Here is a 17242-nt window from a genome sequence, read left to right on the forward strand (position 1 = left end):
GGCTGCTCCTTTGCTCAAACACTGGGTAAAGCACGCAACACATTTCCAACGGAGACTGGATAGGCAAAGTTTGCAGCGGTCATCATCTGCACGGTGGTTAAATCACTATTGCCCTATATCTCCATTCTGAAACAGAAAAATTGGCTTTGTTTGTTGCTTAACAATCCCTTAAATTCGTTAGGATTCCAAATCACGATGGGTAAAGGGTTTGGCATTGGCGCCGCTATAGGTTGCCACAATGTGGCCATTCCCCACCAGTTGGTATTTGTAGGTGACTAATCCCTCTAGCCCCACCGGGCCTCGCGGCGGTAGTTTGTGGGTACTGATACCGACTTCAGCGCCAAAGCCATAGCGGAAGCCATCGGCAAAGCGGGTGGAGCAATTGTGAAAAACGCCAGCGGCATCCACCTCTTGCAGAAAACGGGCGGCGGCGGCAGCATCCTCGGTAACAATGGCTTCAGTGTGCCCCGATCCATAGGTGGCAATGTGATCCAGCGCGGCATCGAGATCCGGAACAACTTTGATGGAGAGGATCAAATCGCAGTATTCTGTCGCCCAGTCGGCTTCACTGGCAAGGGTCATGGGCACAAGGTGGCAGGCGATCGCGTCCCCCCGCAATTCCACCCCTGCTTTCTCAAGGGCAGCAGCCACTTTGGGTAAAAAGGCCTCGGCAATGCCCCGATGGACAAGAAGCGTCTCAATGGCGTTACAGGCAGCCGGGTACTGGGTTTTGGCGTCGAGGGTAATGGCGATCGCCTTCTCCAGATCTGCAGCGACATCCACATAGAGATGACACAGACCATCGGCGTGCCCCAGCACAGGAATCCGCGTGTTGTTCTGGATATAACGTACAAATTCATTGGAACCCCGCGGAATGATCAGATCAACCCATTGATCCAGTTGCAGCAATTCCGTAATTTCTGCCCGCCGCATCAGGAGGGCGATCGCCCCAGCGGGCACTGCCGACTTTTCTAGCCCTCTGTGAATGGCCTGCATAATCGCTTGGCACGAGCGACTCGCCTCCTGTCCTCCCTTGAGAATGGCGCCATTCCCCGATTTAATTGCCAAGGAAGCGATCTGCACGACGGCATCGGGACGCGCTTCAAAAATTACCCCCAGCACCCCCAAAGGGCAGGTGACGCGACTGAGAATTAAGCCTGTATCCAATTCGCGATGGAGTTGGCGCTGACCCAGAGGATCCGCAAGGGCCGCCACTTGACGCACCCCGGCGATCGCCGCCGCTAGTTTACTGGGACTCAGTTCCAACCGCGCATAGAGAGAAGGATTGAGCTGATTGGCCTTGGCCTGCTCACAGTCGGCAGCATTGGCCGCCAGAATCTCCTCCCGCGCCGCTTCAAGGGCACAGGCCACCTGCTCTAGGGCATCATTGCGGGCAGTGGCATCCAGCTGAGCCAACAGACGCGCCTGCTCATGAACTTCTTTGACCCGTTGCACGAGGGGAGAATCTGCCATAGGGGTTGCCAATTCCAAAGACGTATAAGAGCGATCGTACGCCAAATTGTCCCGCACTTGTGGTAGGTTAACGGCAATTGCGTTGCCCTAGAATTGGCCAAAAAACAGGTTCAGGAGGATCATGCGAATTCTATTTGTTGCTGCTGAGGCGGCACCGCTGGCGAAAGTGGGGGGCATGGGAGATGTGGTGGGTTCCCTGCCCAAGGTGTTACGCCGCATGGGACATGATGTGCGCATCTTTATGCCCTACTATGGCTTCTTGCCCGACAAGGTGGAGATTCCCAAGGATCCCATCTGGATTGGCCATGCCATGTTTCAGACGTTCCATGTCTATGAAACGGTGTTGCCGGGGTCGGACGTGCCCCTTTACCTGTTTGGCCATCCCTGCTTTAATCCCCGCCGCATCTACTACGGGGAGGATGAGGACTGGCGGTTCACCTTCTTTGCCAATGGGGCAGCAGAATTTGCTTGGAACTACTGGAAACCCCAGATTATCCATTGCCACGATTGGCACACGGGAATGATCCCAGTGTGGATGCATCAGGATCCCGACATCACCACTGTGTTCACCATTCACAACTTGGCCTATCAAGGGCCCTGGCGGTGGCGCCTCGAGCAAATTACTTGGTGTCCGTGGTACATGCAGGGGCACAATACGATGGCAGCAGCACTGCAGTATGCCGATCGCGTCAATACGGTTTCGCCCACCTACGCCGAACAGATTAAAACCCCCGAATATGGTGAGAAATTGGAAGGGCTGCTGTCGTTTATTAGTGGCAAGCTCTCCGGCATTCTGAATGGGATTGATACAGAGGTCTTTGATCCCAGTACCGATCGCGCCCTTGTGCAAAACTACACCGTAGATACCCTTGAGCGGCGTAAGGCCAACAAAATTGCGCTCCAAGAGGAACTGGGGTTGGAGGTGAATTCCGGTGCTTTCTTGGTGGGGATGGTCACCCGCTTGGTGGAGCAAAAGGGGTTGGATCTGTTGATTCAGGTGCTGGATCGCTTTTTGGCCTACACCGATAGCCAGTTTGTCCTCTTGGGAACGGGCGATCGCTACTACGAAACCCAAATGTGGCAAATTGCCTCACGGTTTCCGGGGCGCTGTAGTGTCCAGTTGCTCTACAGCGATGTCCTCTCACGGCGGATCTATGGCGGTGCCGATGCCTTCATCATGCCGAGTCGCTTTGAACCCTGTGGCATTGCTCAGATGATTGCCCTGCGCTATGGCTGTGTACCAATTGTGCGCCGTACCGGTGGCCTTGTGGATACCGTCTTTCACCATGACCCCGAGAAGCAAACGGGAACGGGCTACTGCTTTGACCGCTATGAACCCCTTGACTTCTACACCTGTCTAGTGCGGGCGTGGGAAGGGTATCGCTACAAACGGGAGTGGCACACCCTCCAGCAGCGGGGTATGCGCGAGGACTTTAGCTGGACAAAATCAGCACTAGCCTACAATGCCCTCTATAACTCCATTTATGGCTTGCCGCCGGAGACCATGCCCAATCCTAGTCCAACCCTAGTACCGGCAACGACCTGATCCTCAGGACGATGTAATGTGTGGTCATTATTGCCTACGAGTACATTGATCCCCTGTGGCAGCCCCTACCCGATCCCCAAGTGTGGGGGCAGGAGATTGACCACTGGGTACTGGATGTGGAGGCTGCTCGGCCGCAGTTGCGGTACTGGTTGCAGCGGTTAGCACCGGGCTATTGGCTGTTGCACCAATTAAGTGCCCTTGGCCAAACGGTGATGGAAGTGAGCGATCGCCTGCGGCAACTGGAGGCAGCGGGTATTATGGTGATTGCCCTAGCCGAAGGCTACGTAAGCGATCGCCCCCCCAGCGGAGATCAGCTGCTATCCCTTTGGGATCAAGTAAAGCAGCAACTCCATCACCACACTCTCTGCCATGGCCATGCCCGCAATCGCCTCAAGCATCGTCCGCCGCCGGGTCGTGCTCCCTATGGCTATCGCCGGGGCAAAGAGCACTATGTCATTGATCGAGCGGCAGCCGTTGTCGTCAAGGATTTTGTCGAGCATTTTCTCCTCTATGGCTCCCTCAGTGCAGCGGTGCGCTTTATTGCCACCACCCACCACAAGCAGATTAGCGTAGCGACCGGTCGGCGCTGGTTGACCCACCCCGTCTATCGCGGCCATCTGTACTACCAAGGGAAAACGGTGATTCCTCAAACCCATGCCCCCCTGATTGCCCCCGATGAAGCGGCTCAGGTGGATCGGCTGTTGCGACGCCAACGCTCTCTGCCTCGTCGCAGTGCCAGTGCCCCCCATCCTCTGGCGGGATTGGTGATTTGCCGCCAATGTCAGCAACGCTTTGGCCGGACTCAGGTGCAGCCTTACCGCCAACCGAGCCAATATGCTTATTTGCGTCCCCTGCACTGTCCCCTCTCCCCCAAATGTCGCAGCATTCCCTACGACGCGGCCTTGGCTGCTGTGATTGATCACATTGCTGAGCGCCTGCCGCCCGCGATCGCCCAACTGTCGCTGCCGCCGCCACCGTTGACGGCTCAACTGCAAGCAATTGAAACCCAACTGCACCGCCTTGCCGAACTAGAAGCCCAAGGCCTCTTGGATCCCGAAACCGCTCAACTGCGCCGCTATAAACTGGCTGGGGAACGGGCACAAATTGAGGCACAGCAGGCCCAATTGCCCCCTAGTAATCTTTTGCAACTGGCGGTTACCCTTGGTCAGCCGCAATTTTGGTACCAACTCTCGGCAGCAGAGCAACGGTTCTATCTACGGGAGTTTTTACATGCCATAGCGGTCACCAGCCGCCCGCCACAGCCTTGGTCGATCCATCTGCAATTTATTTGGGAATCCCCCATTGGCAGTACTGCTTAGCCCTTTCTAGCTGAGTTTTTAGTCACAAAAGACCAATCGCCATAGCCGCAAGTTGCAACTCAGAATTGCTGAAATACAAAGGCTAGTTTATAGATAGATAAAAAACACAGATAACAAGTCACAGGTGTAAGGGGTTATGACGATTGAACTCAGCGATCGCCAAAAACAAATTCTTGGCGCCACGATTAACCATTACATTGCCACGGCAGAACCCGTCGGCTCAAAAGCGATCGCCACGGAATACAACCTCAACGTCAGCCCGGCCACGGTGCGCAATACGATGCTGCTCCTCGAAAAAAGTGGCCTGCTTTACCAACCCCACACCTCCGCAGGGCGGGTGCCCTCTGATTCTGGCTATCGCGTCTATGTGGATGAACTGATCCAGCCCATTCCCGATGTGGCTCGCAAAGCCGAGAGTCTCTTGAGTGAGCGGTTTATCTGGGGACAACAACGCCTTGAGGTGATCTTGCGGCAAGCGGCGCAGTTGCTCTCGGATCTCAGTGGTTACATTACCCTGATTACGCTCCCCAATCGTTTGGAGCGGCAGATTCGGGTGATTCAACTGGTCGCCTTGGATTCCCAGCAGGTGATGGTGATTCTTGTGCTCGATACCTACGAAACCCAGTCGGCACTGATCCAATTGGGGCAAGGGGAAGAGGATCCTGAGCTGCGGGAGCGGACTGTACAGGTACTGACTAACTTCCTCAATCATCAGTTGCAGGGGCGATCGCTGGTGGAACTCAGTGCCATTGACTGGCAAAAACTGGATTTGGAGTTTCAGACCTACAGTCAGCAGCTTCAGACCCTACTGCGGCAGTTGAGCGATCGCTACAGCCACCAAGGCACTTCCTTTGTCATCAGTGGTCTTGCCGATGTTCTCCAGCAGCCGGAGTTTTCCCAAGTGGAGCAGGTGCAAATGCTACTGCATCTTCTCGAAGACCAACAGGATCAACTGGCTCCCTTGATCAGTGGCGATAGCCAAGCCCCCTCGCAGGTGCAAATCCGCATTGGCAGTGAAAATACCTTAGCGCCGATGCAGTCCTGTACACTGGTTTATTCCTGCTATTGCTATGGGGACTCCCCCGTGGGCAGTATTGGCATTCTAGGGCCGACGCGGATGCCCTATGCACGGATTATTCCCCTAGTGGCCACAGCGGCAGATTATCTAACCGAACAGGTGAGTCGCCGCAAGTAAGAAAATCAAAACATCCGAGAATTCTTGTGCAGTCAACGGCCGGCTTTATCATGCACAATAAACTATTGGGCTTTCCCAGTTGGAGATATTGAAATGCCGACACCCGCCTTGCTGGTTCTTGCCGATGGTTCAGTCTTTCGCGGTTTTTCCTTTGGGGCACCGGGAACAGCCATTGGCGAAGTGGTCTTTAATACCGGCATGACGGGTTATCAAGAGGTACTCACTGACCCAAGCTATTGTGGTCAAATCGTGACATTCACCTACCCTGAGTTGGGCAATACTGGAACCACGCCCGAAGACGATGAATCCGATCGCCCCCAAGTGCGCGGTGCGGTTGCTCGCCATATCTGTGACATTCCCAGTAACTGGCGATCGCAACAATCCTTACCTGATTACCTCAAAGCCCATCGCATTCCCGCCATTTACGGGATTGACACCCGCGCCCTCACCCGCAAAATTCGTACTGTCGGTGCCATGAATGGCGGCATCTCCACGGAAATCCTTGATCCCGTTGAACTGCTGCAAAAAGTCCTTGCCGCTCCCAGTATGCAGGGACAAAATCTAGCCAAGGTGGTGACCACCCGCACCCCCTATGAATGGACAGAACCGACGCCTCCGGCTTGGGAATTTCGTCCCCAAACAGCCACCGAAGAGCCACCCTTGACAGTTGTGGCCATTGACTTTGGCGTGAAGCGCAACATTCTCCGTCGCTTGGCTAGTTATGGTTGCCGTGTGATTGTTGTGCCGGCGGATACCCCAGCGGAAACGATTCTCAGCTATGACCCCGATGGCATTTTCCTCTCCAATGGCCCCGGCGACCCTGCGGCGGTTCAGGAAGGCATTGAAACCGCACGCAAATTACTGGCGGCTCAGCGTCCCATGTTTGGCATTTGTCTGGGGCATCAGTTGTTGGGACTTTCTTTGGGGGCGGAAACCTTCAAGCTGAAATTTGGTCACCGCGGGTTGAACCAGCCCGCTGGCCTGACCCGGCAAGTGGAAATTACCAGCCAAAACCACGGCTTTGCCATTACTGAAGAATCCCTTGCCCAAACCCCCGTTGAGATTACCCACTTTAACCTCAATGACAAAACCGTTGCCGGTCTGAAGCACCAAACATTGCCGATTTTCTCAGTGCAGTACCACCCTGAGGCCAGCCCCGGTCCCCACGATGCTGATTATCTCTTTGGCGACTTTGTGGCGCAAATGCGTGCCTATCGTCAACAACACCCCCGCAGCCAATGAAAGGGCGATCGCTCACCCCCTATCTCTTTCTTGCCCCGGCCTTGGGGTTACTCACACTGACGGTCTTTTGGCCAGCCCTACAGGCCTTTTTCCTGAGTTTCACCCGCTATGAGATGGATCTCCTGAGTCCGCCTGTGTGGGTGGGATGGGCCAACTTTGCGCAATTGTGGCGCGATGGTGTTTTCTGGAAAACCTTGGCCAATACTTTCCTCTATTTAGTGGTCGTGGTGCCGATTCTGGCGATCGCCCCCCTGCTGTTGGCGATTCTGGTCAATCAACCTCTGCGGGGCATCCACTGGTTTCGTGCTGCCTACTACAGCCCCGTGATTATCTCAATGGTGGTGGCGGGGATTGCTTGGCGCTGGCTCTATGCCCCCAATGGCCTCTTCAATCAACTGGTACAGGGTCTGCATCTGCGGGACACCCCGATTCCTTGGCTGACAAGTCCCCAACTTGCCCTCTTTAGTGTCATGGCCGTCACGATTTGGAAAGGCTTGGGCTACTACATGGTGATCTATCTGGCGGGACTTCAGGGGATTAGTGGTGAACTCTACGAAGCGGCAGCACTCGATGGCAGTGACGGCTGGCGACAGCATTGGGATATTACCCTACCGCTGATGCGTCCCTATATTCTTTTGGTGAGCATTATCTCAGCAATTTCTGCCACGAAGGTCTTTGAAGAGGTCTATGTCATGACCCAAGGGGGGCCCCTCAATAGCTCCAAGACAATTGTTTATTACATCTATGAGAATGCCTTTCAGCGCTTAGAGATCAACTACGCCTGTACGATGGGACTGGTCTTATTCCTATTTATCCTGTCGTTGTCTCTCTTGAATCTCAAGTTTGGCCGACAGGTGGAAATGCCCCTTAGCTAACCACCTGCATGCGTTGAATCAACCATTGATTGCCGCGACGGGTAAAGGTGTAAATGACGCGGTAGGGATCGCTATAGGAAATATCATTGCGTAGGGTTCCCTGTTCATAGAAACGGGCATCCTCATTGACTTCCACCAATACATCCACGCGATCGCTGCCTCGGGGACGGACTTCCTTCACTTCTAGGTTCCGCAGGGTATAGACCCAATGGCTACCCTCGGATTTTAAGCTCTGTGCCCGCGATCGCCAGCGGCTGAGTTCTGGCTCCGCCAAAATCGTTGCTAGTTTGTCCATCTCAAATGCCGTGCCAAGGGCTTGGGCTTTAATTTGCTGCCACGTGCGGAGGCGATCGCGTGCCATCTCCGGCGTTAAGGTGGTGGCTAAGGTCGTTGGTTGTGGCGTTGGGGTTGGCGTTGCCACAGGAGTTGGCGTCGGGGTCACTGGCGGTGGTGGTGGTGGGGCTTCAGCCGTTTTGGCTGGCCAATAGACTTTTGCCAAGGCGCCTAACCCAACAAGAACAACCCCTGCACCCATCCAAAACCAAGTCTGACGTTTTTTGTGGTGACTGGTTGGAGGGCGGCGCCGTTTGCGAGTGGATGCTGGGGGCGTGTCGGTCTCCGTTGCGGTTGAAGAGCGGGTAGCAGCCGCTGCCGAAAAGCCTTGACCCAGCCCAGTATGATACTCCAAGGGCAACGTTTCCGCTGTGAAGGAGACGGGCGGCGGCACGGCCACCGTTGGTCTAATGACTTCGGGGAGGGCAGAGGCAGTGGTGCTGGGCGGTTCAGGGGCAAAGGAGTCGTCACTGAGAGCCTCTAAGTAGGTTTGGATATCGGGATCCGCAAAGTAGGCATCCAAGGCCACCGGCGTTTCCCCCAAATCCCGAAAAGCAGGATAAATTTCTTCCCGTAGCCATTGCTCTGTGTAGTAGTACAGGCCCGGCAGCAGATCGCTGGAGTCATGGGAATGACGGCGGATAAAGGCGAGACTCTGCTGATCTTGAGATTTATCGAGAGCGGCCAAGGCCTCAGCAGGTTGTCCCAACAGCAGTAAACAACTGGCCAGTTCGAGGTAGATGTCTTGATTGGGGGAGAGTCGCTCTAGTAAATTCTTGGCACGGCGAATATAGCTCGGCTGAAGTTCCTGTACGCCCCGTGCCACCAGCGCATGCACTGCCAGATAGGTCGCTACTGCTGAGGGACGGCGGGATTCTCGTTCAAAGAGTTCCTGTTGCTCTGCTACGGTGAGATGGCTGCGCAGTTGCAAAATAAATTTGAGAAAATCCTCAACCCCTAGGCCAGAGTGATCATCATGACGACCTTCAATGCCCCCGCGATCGCTGAGCATCTCCCGCAGCAATAAAATACCCCGCTGCCGATTCACACTATCGGATAGAGGCAGTGCCAGTAACTCCAGAATGCGGTAGGGACGCAGCCGATGCAGTTCCGTCTGCAACTGCTCCTGGAGGTCGGGAAACAGGTTCGCCCGCTGAAGTACCTCTAGACCGGCTTCGAGGCGAGAGGCGGCTGCTTGGTAGGACTGCCGCTGCCATTCCTCGCGTCCCAATTCCAAATAGGCCAAAGCCACAGTCAGCGTAATGTCAGCAACGGCGGCAGAGGAAGTATAGGGGCGGTTGAGATCAAAAGCATCCTCCTTTAGGAATTGTTCTCCCAGTTTGACCACTTGGGAGTAGTTCCCCAGTTCATAGAGCAGGAGGAGCGCCCCCGAAAATTGCTGATCACTAATTTCAAGGTGGGGAGCGGTGGCATCGGGATCCAACTGGGCAATCAAATCATTGGGGTCAACGGCACAGCAGTGGCGATCGTAGGCATGGCGCTGCTCAGGTTCTCGCAAAACCGCATAGGCTTGCTCAATGAGTTCACGACGGGTGGCAACGGTGGTGGGGGAGTGTTGATGGGTGGGCAGTTGCAACAGCCGATCCTGAAACGCTTGCTCGATTTGCTCCGGCGTTGCCTGAATTGGCACACCCAGCACTTGGTAATAGTCGAGGGGAATGCGCACCTGAACCCAAACCTCTAGAGATAAACCAGTCCATCAACCGCAACACGTGCCTTGATTTAGGAAGAACAGGGAACCCCTCCAAAAATGGCTAAGGGTTTAGAAATGACACCAGAACCCTTTGGGAATAACCCTACAGAGGATTCCCAGAAAAAAGGGAGCATCAAACATTCTAGGATATCACAATTTTTGCCCCTCAGTGCGAGTTTGCGCAGAGATTGGCTGGCTTAGCCGCGCACTTTTGCTGTAAAGCCAGAGGCCTTAAATTGCTCCAACTGCAAAGGTGTTGGTTGGTCGTAGGGCACGCTAATGCGAATTTCAAAATCGCTAATGCCGGGTGGAATCACATCAATTGCCCCAACCCGTGTGCGGTTTTGCAACACTGGATTGCCATTGGCATCGTAGATGCGGCCAAAGACATCGGCATCCACCACTGTTTTGCCGGATTTATTCTCTGCTTTGCCAGTAATCAGGTAGCAGTTGGCCTTGAGGGTCGTGCCCCCGGGTGTGACTGAACCTTCACCAATTTCTGGCGGGCATTCGTGGTAACTGAGGTCAAAGAGCCGCACTTGAATAGCGGCGATCGCCGGCAGCGGGGCGATACTTGACCAGCACAGGACACTCAGGAGCAAACACACCACTCCTCGACGCAGATATGCCACAAACCGATTCGCACTCATGGTCATCGCTCAGCACTTCAACACGCCCCTATTATCCCACAGTGGTCAAAATCCACAGATCAACCGCTCCCAATAGCAGCGTAAAGACGGCCAAAATACCGTACATCCAAGGCTGAGCAAGGGGCTTAATCACCTCTGTGGGCAATCCCGTATGAGCTTCAATGGCACGCATCATTTGGGCAAACCCCGCCACTCGCATCGGCAGAAGATACCCCTGACCTGTGGCAGTGACTAGATAATAGACCAAGCCCCCTTGGCTGGTACTGCGGGGCTGAAGCCCTTGAATCTCTGACCAAGCCAGTTGCCACTGCCGCCGCAGGAAGGGGGGCACCCAACCGGGATAGGTGAGGCAAATCCCTTGCGCGTCCAGTTCTACCCGCTGACTCAGTGCCCCCCAGAGCAAAATGCCCCCACAGGCGATCGCCCCCCAAAGCAGCAGGGGTGAAACAGGCGCCGCCGTCTGTGCCGCCAAAAAGGGGAGAGGAAGTGTGAGTGCGCCATAGAGGGCAATGAGCGTTCCAGAAATCAGGGGCGAGGTTTTGAAGCGCAGAGGTTCAGTCATGGTTGTTGCTGAGTTATTGCCTCAAGGGTTCATGATCATCCATCAATAGAATAGCCAAGTGGCAAAGGCATATTTAGTCCCCTGCACCACGGGCAAAGCCGCATGGGGATGGGTGTAGTAGGCAGGGAAAACAACAACATCCCCCGTCCGTGGGGTGACCTTCACCCCTTGGCGATCGAAATAGGTTTCTCCCCCCTGAAAGTCCTCGTTGAGATAGCCCACTAAACTCACATCCCGTGTTGGGATACCTTGCGCCAGTTCCATTTGCCGACTGGCCAGCAGCAGGTTGTCCACATGGCGGCGATAGCCCTCGCCCACGCGATAGCGCAGGATCGAGAAGTTCTCAATTTCAGGAAAGCGAATGCCATAGTGCTGGTAGAGAACAATCTGAATCGTTTGTGTGGCTTGAAGCAGAATCTGCCGCATTGTCGCCTGTTGGGGATCTTGGGGATCAAAGCGGAGCAAACTGCCGCCGCGCACTGAGCGATCGACCGTCCCCATGAGAATTTGTGCATCCTCAAACCCCACCTTCTCAGCCGTAGCAATCACCTGCTGACACTGGTGAGCCGGAATCAAACGCTGAAAAAGGAGAATCTCACCCCCCAAGTCAAGAATTTGCAATGGTGCAGCACTCATAGGGCAAAGATTGTTGCTATCTCTACCATCGGTTTAGGGGAGGCGTAGTTGCAGCGGTACTTCACTTTGGACATTGCCACTGACAATCACCTCTTGGCGATCGAGCCACCCCTTTGCCCGCTGTCCCTGAATTTGAATGCGGGGATTGCGCTGGCGGTAAAAGACGCCCCCTTGGGCTTCCACTTCCTGTTGAGGAATCCGCCAAATCAGTTGAGCCGTGCGCAGGTGGGCATTGGGGCGCTGAATTTCCACTTGACCGCTGGCTTCCACCCGCTCTTGGGGAATCCACCAATTGAGGCGTTGGGCACGCAGTTGTGCCTGTTGAGGTTGGCTATTGATCTGGGCATTGTCAAAGATGGCGCGGTTTTCAGCCATCAGGAAGACACCACGATTGGCCTGCCCTTGAATGCCTTGAGTGGAGGACTGCACCCGCACCGGGCGATCGCTCACCAATTGCTGCTGCGGAATCAACCAGCGTACCGTTTCTCCTTCAACCCGTAGGGCAGGGTTGGGAAGCTGCACTTGAACACCCCCCTCAAGGGTAACTACCTGATCGCTAATCGACCAGATGGCCCTTTGGGCTTGCAGCCGCTGCCCTTGGCGATCGCCCGCCACACCGCGGACGGTGACCCCCCCTTGACCAATCACCCCTGCCAACAGTCGATTGGGTTGCTGCTGCCACACTAGACTCTCCGTACTGAGTCGCAAATCCTTGGCCTCCTTGGCTGACGAGGTCACCTGAACGGCATTGAGGGCACGCAGTTCTTGGCGTTGGCTATCGGCTTCGAGGCGCTTAGCAGTAACAGTGACTTGGGGATAGCGGGCTTGCAAGTTTTTCTGGGCAATGAGAACGCCGCGATCGCCCTGCCAGACCAATTGATCGGCCACAATCGTCCCCTTTTGCTGGAGATCAGTGACGGTGGTGCGGCCTTCAATCCAGAGTTGTCCATCCCGCTGCCGCACATTGACTGCCTTAGCTTGCACCTTGTAAGCAGTTTTGCCCTCTGCCTTTAATTCCCCCGTCAGGTTTTGAATCTCCAATTGCTGGCGATCGTCATCGCGATAGCGCGCTCCCGCCGCTTGTAATAACCAGAGAAGTTCACCTTTGGCATTGGTTTGCCGTAGGGTCAGATTTTGCAGCTTGACATCCCCCGTGATTTCTGGTTCTGGTGAGGGTTCCTCGCCCACCCATTGATCCACCCAGCCGCAGCCTGTCAAGGCCAGTACAAGGCAAAGGGGGAGGAGGGGTCTAGGCAGAGGCATTGTTGTCTAGGTTCTCTAGGGTCTCGGGTGACTTATTGGGCGCAGCTTCATCTTTCCCTTCGGCGGTATCTTGCTCCCAATGGGGAGTCACAATGGGGGGCGGCGTCAGGCTACCCGTGACGGGGCGATAGGTATAGGTTGGGCGGGGTGCTTTTTGGATTTCTTCGCGGATGCTTTCGAGATCAATGTAGCGATCGGCAACGTTAATCAGGCTATCGCTCGTCATCGATCGCAAGCTCACCACCTCGACCCGTGCCCCCCGATAACTCACAGCATCCACCGCATAGGCCAAATCCCCATCGCCGCTAACCAAGATGGCCGTATCATAGCAGCCCACCAGTGCCATCATATCGACGGCAATTTCCACATCAAGGTTGGCCTTTTTCGAGCCATCCGGCAGCTGCACCAGTTCCTTGGAGACGACACGGTAGCCATTGCGGCGCATCCACAGCAAAAACCCCTGCTGTTTTTCATTGGTGGGGTCAACCCCTGTATAGAAGAAGGAGCGAAAGAGACGGGAACCTTGGGTCAAGTAGCAGAGGAGTTTTGAATAGTCAATTTCAATGCCCAGTTGCAGTGCTGCATAGAAGAGGTTGGAGCCATCAATAAAAATGGCAACGCGCCCGCGATTTTGTAACACCTGTTCTGGCGTGTAAATAGCTGAAGACGAAGATGTAACCATGTAGAAATCATCTCAAAAAAAGTGTGTTATCGAAATATGAAGTCATACCTCTAGCGTATCGCGCGTCAAGGGGAATCAGCGACAGTTGCAGGCAGCGACAGTTTTTGGAAAATCGGCTCTGGATTGGCCAGAGGTTGTGACGCAGGTAAAACACCCCACTGGGCTTGGCGATCGCCCAAAAGGTCGGGGTCAACTGATCCGTTAAATTTAATACTATAGCCCAACTGCCCATAGATAGCCTCACTCAGTTGGGGGATAATCGGGGCAAGGACATAGGCCACAAGGCGCACTGACTCCAATACACAGTAGAGAATCTCCGCCACCGCTTGCGTTTCCCCAGCCTTATAGCGTTTCCACGGTGCCTCTTCATCAAGGAACTTATTCCCCGCCCGTGCCAGCGTCAGTGCCTGTTGACACACCTCATGGAAGGCCAGTTGCCGATACCCTTGGCCATAGGTTTGGCAGAGGTGCTCCGCCAGTTGCCGCAGGGGATGCTCGCGCGGAATCGCTGACCCTTGGACATTGGGTACTTTCCCATCGGTATATTTCCAAGCCATTTTCAGCGTGCGATTGAGCAAATTGCCCAGATCATTGGCCAGATCCGCATTGAGGATATTGACAAAGCGGGTCTCGCTAAAGTCACCATCGCGGCCAAACTCCACCTCTTTCATGAAGTAGTAACGCACGGCATCGGCACCGTATTGCGCCACCAAGGCAAAGGGATCAAGGGTATTCCCCAGACTTTTGCCCATTTTTTGACCATCCTTGGTGAGAAAGCCATGGACAAAGATCTGCTCTGGCAGTGGCAAACCCGCCGACATTAACATTGCCGGCCAAGAAATGGCATGGAAGCGAAGAATATCCTTGCCAATAATGTGCAGATCAATCGGCCACCAAGTTTTGAGGGCATTGGCTAAGGTTGGCTCATCTTCTGGTTCCAAGAGGGCAGTGACATAGCCCAAGAGGGCATCAAACCAGACATAGAGGGTCTGATCTGGATCCGTGGGCACGGGAAACCCCCATGCCAGATTCACCCGCGAAATGGAAAAGTCCTGCAGCCCCCGCTCAATAAAACTCAGCACCTCATTGCGACGGCTAGGGGGCTGGACAAAGTCAGGATGTTCAGCGTAGTAGTCCAAGAGCGCCGGCTGATACTTCGAGAGGCGGAAAAAATAGTTGCGCTCATCTCGCCATTCCACCGTCCGATTCACGTGGATCGGGCAGCGCCGACCCTCAAGCAGTTCGCGTTCCTCCTTGAATTCTTCGCACTCGACACAGTACCAACCCTGCTGCTGACCGAGGTAAATGTCGCCGTTGTCCCATACCCGCTGAAAAAACTCGTTGACAATGGCGTGGTGGCGAGGACTGGTGGTGCGGCTAAAGCGATCGTAGTGGATATTCAATTGTTGCCACAGGGCTTGAAAACCAGCGGCAATCTCATCGCAGTGGGCTTGGGGACTGAGACCCCGCTGTTGGGCGGTGCGCTCAATTTTTTGGCCATGCTCATCGGTACCGGTAATGAACCGCACCTGATAGCCCTGCAAACGATAGAAGCGAGCAAGCACATCGGCAGCAATGGTTGTGTAGGCACTGCCAATGTGGGGAAGGGCATTGACGTAGTACAGGGGGGTAGTGAGTGAAAAGTGCGGTGACAAGCAGTGTTTCTCCCTAGGAGGACGAGCAAATCGCGTTATTTATCATAGTGCCATCGGTAACAGCTTGGAGGCGATCGCCCACCGCCAGATCCACCCAAGGACTCAGGGGGCCTTCTTGCTCACTGCCATTGGCAGCCAAGTCACTGTGGCAAAGGAATAGGCGATCGCTCACCCGTGAACATAGATCCACCAGTAAATGCTCCAGACGTTCTGACTCCAATTGCCACACCCGTGCACTGGGACTCGCCGCCCCCTGCCGCAAAAAGATCGGCGCCTGCCAAAGACATTGCAAGCCGCCATCCTGCCAACGCGGACTGCCGACATCTAACCAAAAATGCCAGCGATGAGCCAGTTGGGCACTGCGATATTGAAATGTGGTTGCTAGTAAGACCCCTTGGGGCTGCCGCAGGGGTGGAGCGGGATCAGCGGTTACAATTCCCCGCCGCAGTAGGGCGATCCATTCCCGTAGTCGCTCAGCCGTTGGCGTAGCTCGGTGTTCTGGGAGGTGATCATAAATTTGCCAGTAGGCGGCTGTGCCCTCAAGGAGCGATCGCAGGGGAGCCAATTCACTGGCTGTCAGGTTGTGTGGCCAGAGATAGCGTTGAATCGCCGCCTCTAGGAGATACACAGGCATTTGGCTAGGATCTAGTGTGCTCAGCCAATGACGCAAGTTCTCATAGGCGTCCGTGGCACGATGACCAAAGCGATCCCAATGGCTGTACTGGGTTGTACTCAGCAGTTCGGCTTTCTCCAGACCCGGCTGAAAACAATAGCAAGAGAGCAAGCCTGCCCGCACAGGATCAATCGCTCGCGGCAGCAAAACCGTTAACATCTCCGCAACCGCCGTTGCCTCTGGGATCATTCCCGTTCGCGGATAAACAAACAGCAACAGCGTCAAAAGGGCACGCACAAAGGGGGATTGAATCAGAGGGCGCTGCTCATTCCAGATCACCAAGGGAATGTCGCGTTTTTTTAACTCAGTGCTAAAGACATGGCGGGCAACGCTATCTAAACCGGGGGCAAGGATGGCGATCTCGTTTGGTTGCACCATCCCTTGATGAATGGCGGTGGCGATCGTTGCAACCACTTCCTGCAACAGTTGCATCCGCGAAGTGGTCTGAATAGCCGCGATGTTTTCGGGCAGCGTAGCTTGGGGCGTAGTGAGGCGTTCTTGAATCTCAGTTTGGAGAGGGGTGTTGCCAAAAATCGTTTCGGCAGGGCAGGGTTGCTCAATGACGGTGGCTTGGTTTTTCAGGCTGAGAAACGCATCGGGATCAGCTCCCAGACCGAGACGGACAGCGCCAATGGGTTGGTGAGTCAGGACAATCTTGATCCCCTGTTGGTTGAAGCGGGCGATCAAATCCGCCATCACCGCTGGATAGTTGTGGGTGTTGTCAGCCAAAAGACACTGAAACCGTTGCCCCAAGGAGGCTTGGTATCGAGGATGGTCAAGGAGAACTCGGCCAAATAAATCCGTGGTAATGCCGTAGGTGAGAAGGCTGTGGGCAGTACACCAACTTTGCCACTGTTTCAGGGCAGTGACGATCGCCCCCACGGTTTCTGAAGGCATCTCAAGCTGATGATCCCAAATGAGTTGGGGTAGATCATCGAGGCTGAGGCGGGCAAAGGCAGCCAATTGAAAAATATCAAGCAGATGGCGAGTGGCGCGATCGCGATTTTCACTGAGGACAGCAAACGTCTGGTTGGCAAGCCAAGGCTGCCACAACCGCTGTGCCCACACCAACTCCGTTTCTGGTTTCAGACGCAAAGGGGGATGCGGATCGACGGCCTTCGTCTGCACCAGAAGCGGCCAAAAAAGTTCCACCTCATCCTGCATGAAGCCCACTGGCGTGGTGATGTAAGGTCTGTAGCCACTGCCCAACTGTGACTCAATTTCCCGTTGGATGGCTTGGCGGCCTTCTACGCTATCCGTCAAAAAGAGGAGCGATCGCTCACGGGGAATCACGGACTTGTCCTGCCCGACCCACTGGGCAAATTCCCTTACCAGTGCACAGGTCTTGCCACTGCGACTACCGCCACTGATCCACTGCAACACCGCCAACAAAGCCCGCAAAGCCAATTTGCTACGATTCTATC

Annotated in this window: 14 protein-coding genes; 5 read left to right on the forward strand and 9 right to left on the reverse strand. The window is 54.8% G+C overall.

Annotated elements, in window-relative coordinates; translation table 11 throughout:
- Positions 1-177 precede the first annotated feature (177 nt).
- On the reverse strand, positions 178-1473 hold the full coding sequence (locus tag RHJ80_RS01140; RefSeq protein ID WP_310801301.1) for a glutamate-5-semialdehyde dehydrogenase: 1296 nt from the start codon (positions 1471-1473) through the stop codon (positions 178-180).
- Positions 1474-1594: 121 nt separating this feature from the next.
- Between RHJ80_RS01140 and glgA the strand changes: the two genes are divergently transcribed.
- From glgA to RHJ80_RS01165, 5 genes are all read left to right on the forward strand, one after another.
- A complete protein-coding gene (glgA, locus tag RHJ80_RS01145) occupies positions 1595-3019 on the forward strand; it encodes a glycogen synthase GlgA (RefSeq protein WP_206200701.1) in 1425 nt (474 codons plus the stop codon).
- Positions 3020-3039: 20 nt separating this feature from the next.
- Entirely contained in the window at positions 3040-4338 is a 1299-nt protein-coding gene (locus RHJ80_RS01150; protein WP_310801302.1) for a recombinase family protein, read from the forward strand.
- Positions 4339-4474: 136 nt separating this feature from the next.
- Positions 4475-5533 (forward strand): heat-inducible transcriptional repressor HrcA, encoded by a 1059-nt coding sequence (gene hrcA, locus RHJ80_RS01155; protein ID WP_310801303.1) that lies wholly within the window; start codon positions 4475-4477, stop codon positions 5531-5533.
- A 93-nt stretch (positions 5534-5626) separates the two neighbouring features.
- Entirely contained in the window at positions 5627-6775 is a 1149-nt protein-coding gene (carA, locus tag RHJ80_RS01160) for a glutamine-hydrolyzing carbamoyl-phosphate synthase small subunit (RefSeq protein ID WP_206200704.1), read from the forward strand.
- Positions 6772-7650, forward strand: a complete 879-nt coding sequence (locus tag RHJ80_RS01165) for a carbohydrate ABC transporter permease (RefSeq protein WP_206200705.1) — start codon at positions 6772-6774, stop codon at positions 7648-7650. Before carA ends, RHJ80_RS01165 begins: the two co-directional genes overlap by 4 nt.
- Here RHJ80_RS01165 and RHJ80_RS01170 read toward each other — a convergent pair.
- The 8 genes from RHJ80_RS01170 to RHJ80_RS01205 form a co-directional block, all read right to left on the reverse strand.
- Positions 7643-9670 carry an IMS domain-containing protein gene (locus RHJ80_RS01170; protein WP_310437900.1) on the reverse strand — a complete coding sequence of 676 codons (2028 nt, stop codon included), beginning with the start codon at positions 9668-9670 and terminating at the stop codon, positions 7643-7645. The genes RHJ80_RS01165 and RHJ80_RS01170 overlap by 8 nt on opposite strands.
- A gap of 224 nt (positions 9671-9894) precedes the next feature.
- Positions 9895-10353, reverse strand: a complete 459-nt coding sequence (locus RHJ80_RS01175) for a hypothetical protein (RefSeq protein WP_302677050.1) — start codon at positions 10351-10353, stop codon at positions 9895-9897.
- Between the two features lie 25 nt (positions 10354-10378).
- Entirely contained in the window at positions 10379-10909 is a 531-nt protein-coding gene (locus RHJ80_RS01180; RefSeq protein ID WP_302677051.1) for a hypothetical protein, read from the reverse strand.
- A gap of 42 nt (positions 10910-10951) precedes the next feature.
- Entirely contained in the window at positions 10952-11545 is a 594-nt protein-coding gene (locus tag RHJ80_RS01185) for a 2OG-Fe(II) oxygenase (RefSeq protein ID WP_310743983.1), read from the reverse strand.
- 33 nt (positions 11546-11578) lie between these two features.
- Complete coding sequence (gene lptC / locus RHJ80_RS01190) at positions 11579-12808, reverse strand: LPS export ABC transporter periplasmic protein LptC (RefSeq protein WP_302678631.1); 1230 nt, start codon at positions 12806-12808, stop codon at positions 11579-11581.
- Positions 12795-13490 carry an NYN domain-containing protein gene (locus tag RHJ80_RS01195; protein WP_149821272.1) on the reverse strand — a complete coding sequence of 232 codons (696 nt, stop codon included), beginning with the start codon at positions 13488-13490 and terminating at the stop codon, positions 12795-12797. Before RHJ80_RS01195 ends, lptC begins: the two co-directional genes overlap by 14 nt.
- Positions 13491-13555: 65 nt before the next feature.
- Positions 13556-15145 carry a methionine--tRNA ligase gene (metG, locus tag RHJ80_RS01200; RefSeq protein WP_302678633.1) on the reverse strand — a complete coding sequence of 530 codons (1590 nt, stop codon included), beginning with the start codon at positions 15143-15145 and terminating at the stop codon, positions 13556-13558.
- 13 nt (positions 15146-15158) lie between these two features.
- Positions 15159-17219: a hypothetical protein gene (locus tag RHJ80_RS01205; protein WP_310743984.1), complete on the reverse strand. Its 2061-nt coding sequence runs from the start codon at positions 17217-17219 to the stop codon at positions 15159-15161.
- Between the last annotated feature and the right edge of the window lie 23 nt (positions 17220-17242).

Source organism: Thermosynechococcus sp. QS41 (assembly GCF_031583515.1).
Lineage (GTDB): Bacteria > Cyanobacteriota > Cyanobacteriia > Thermosynechococcales > Thermosynechococcaceae > Thermosynechococcus.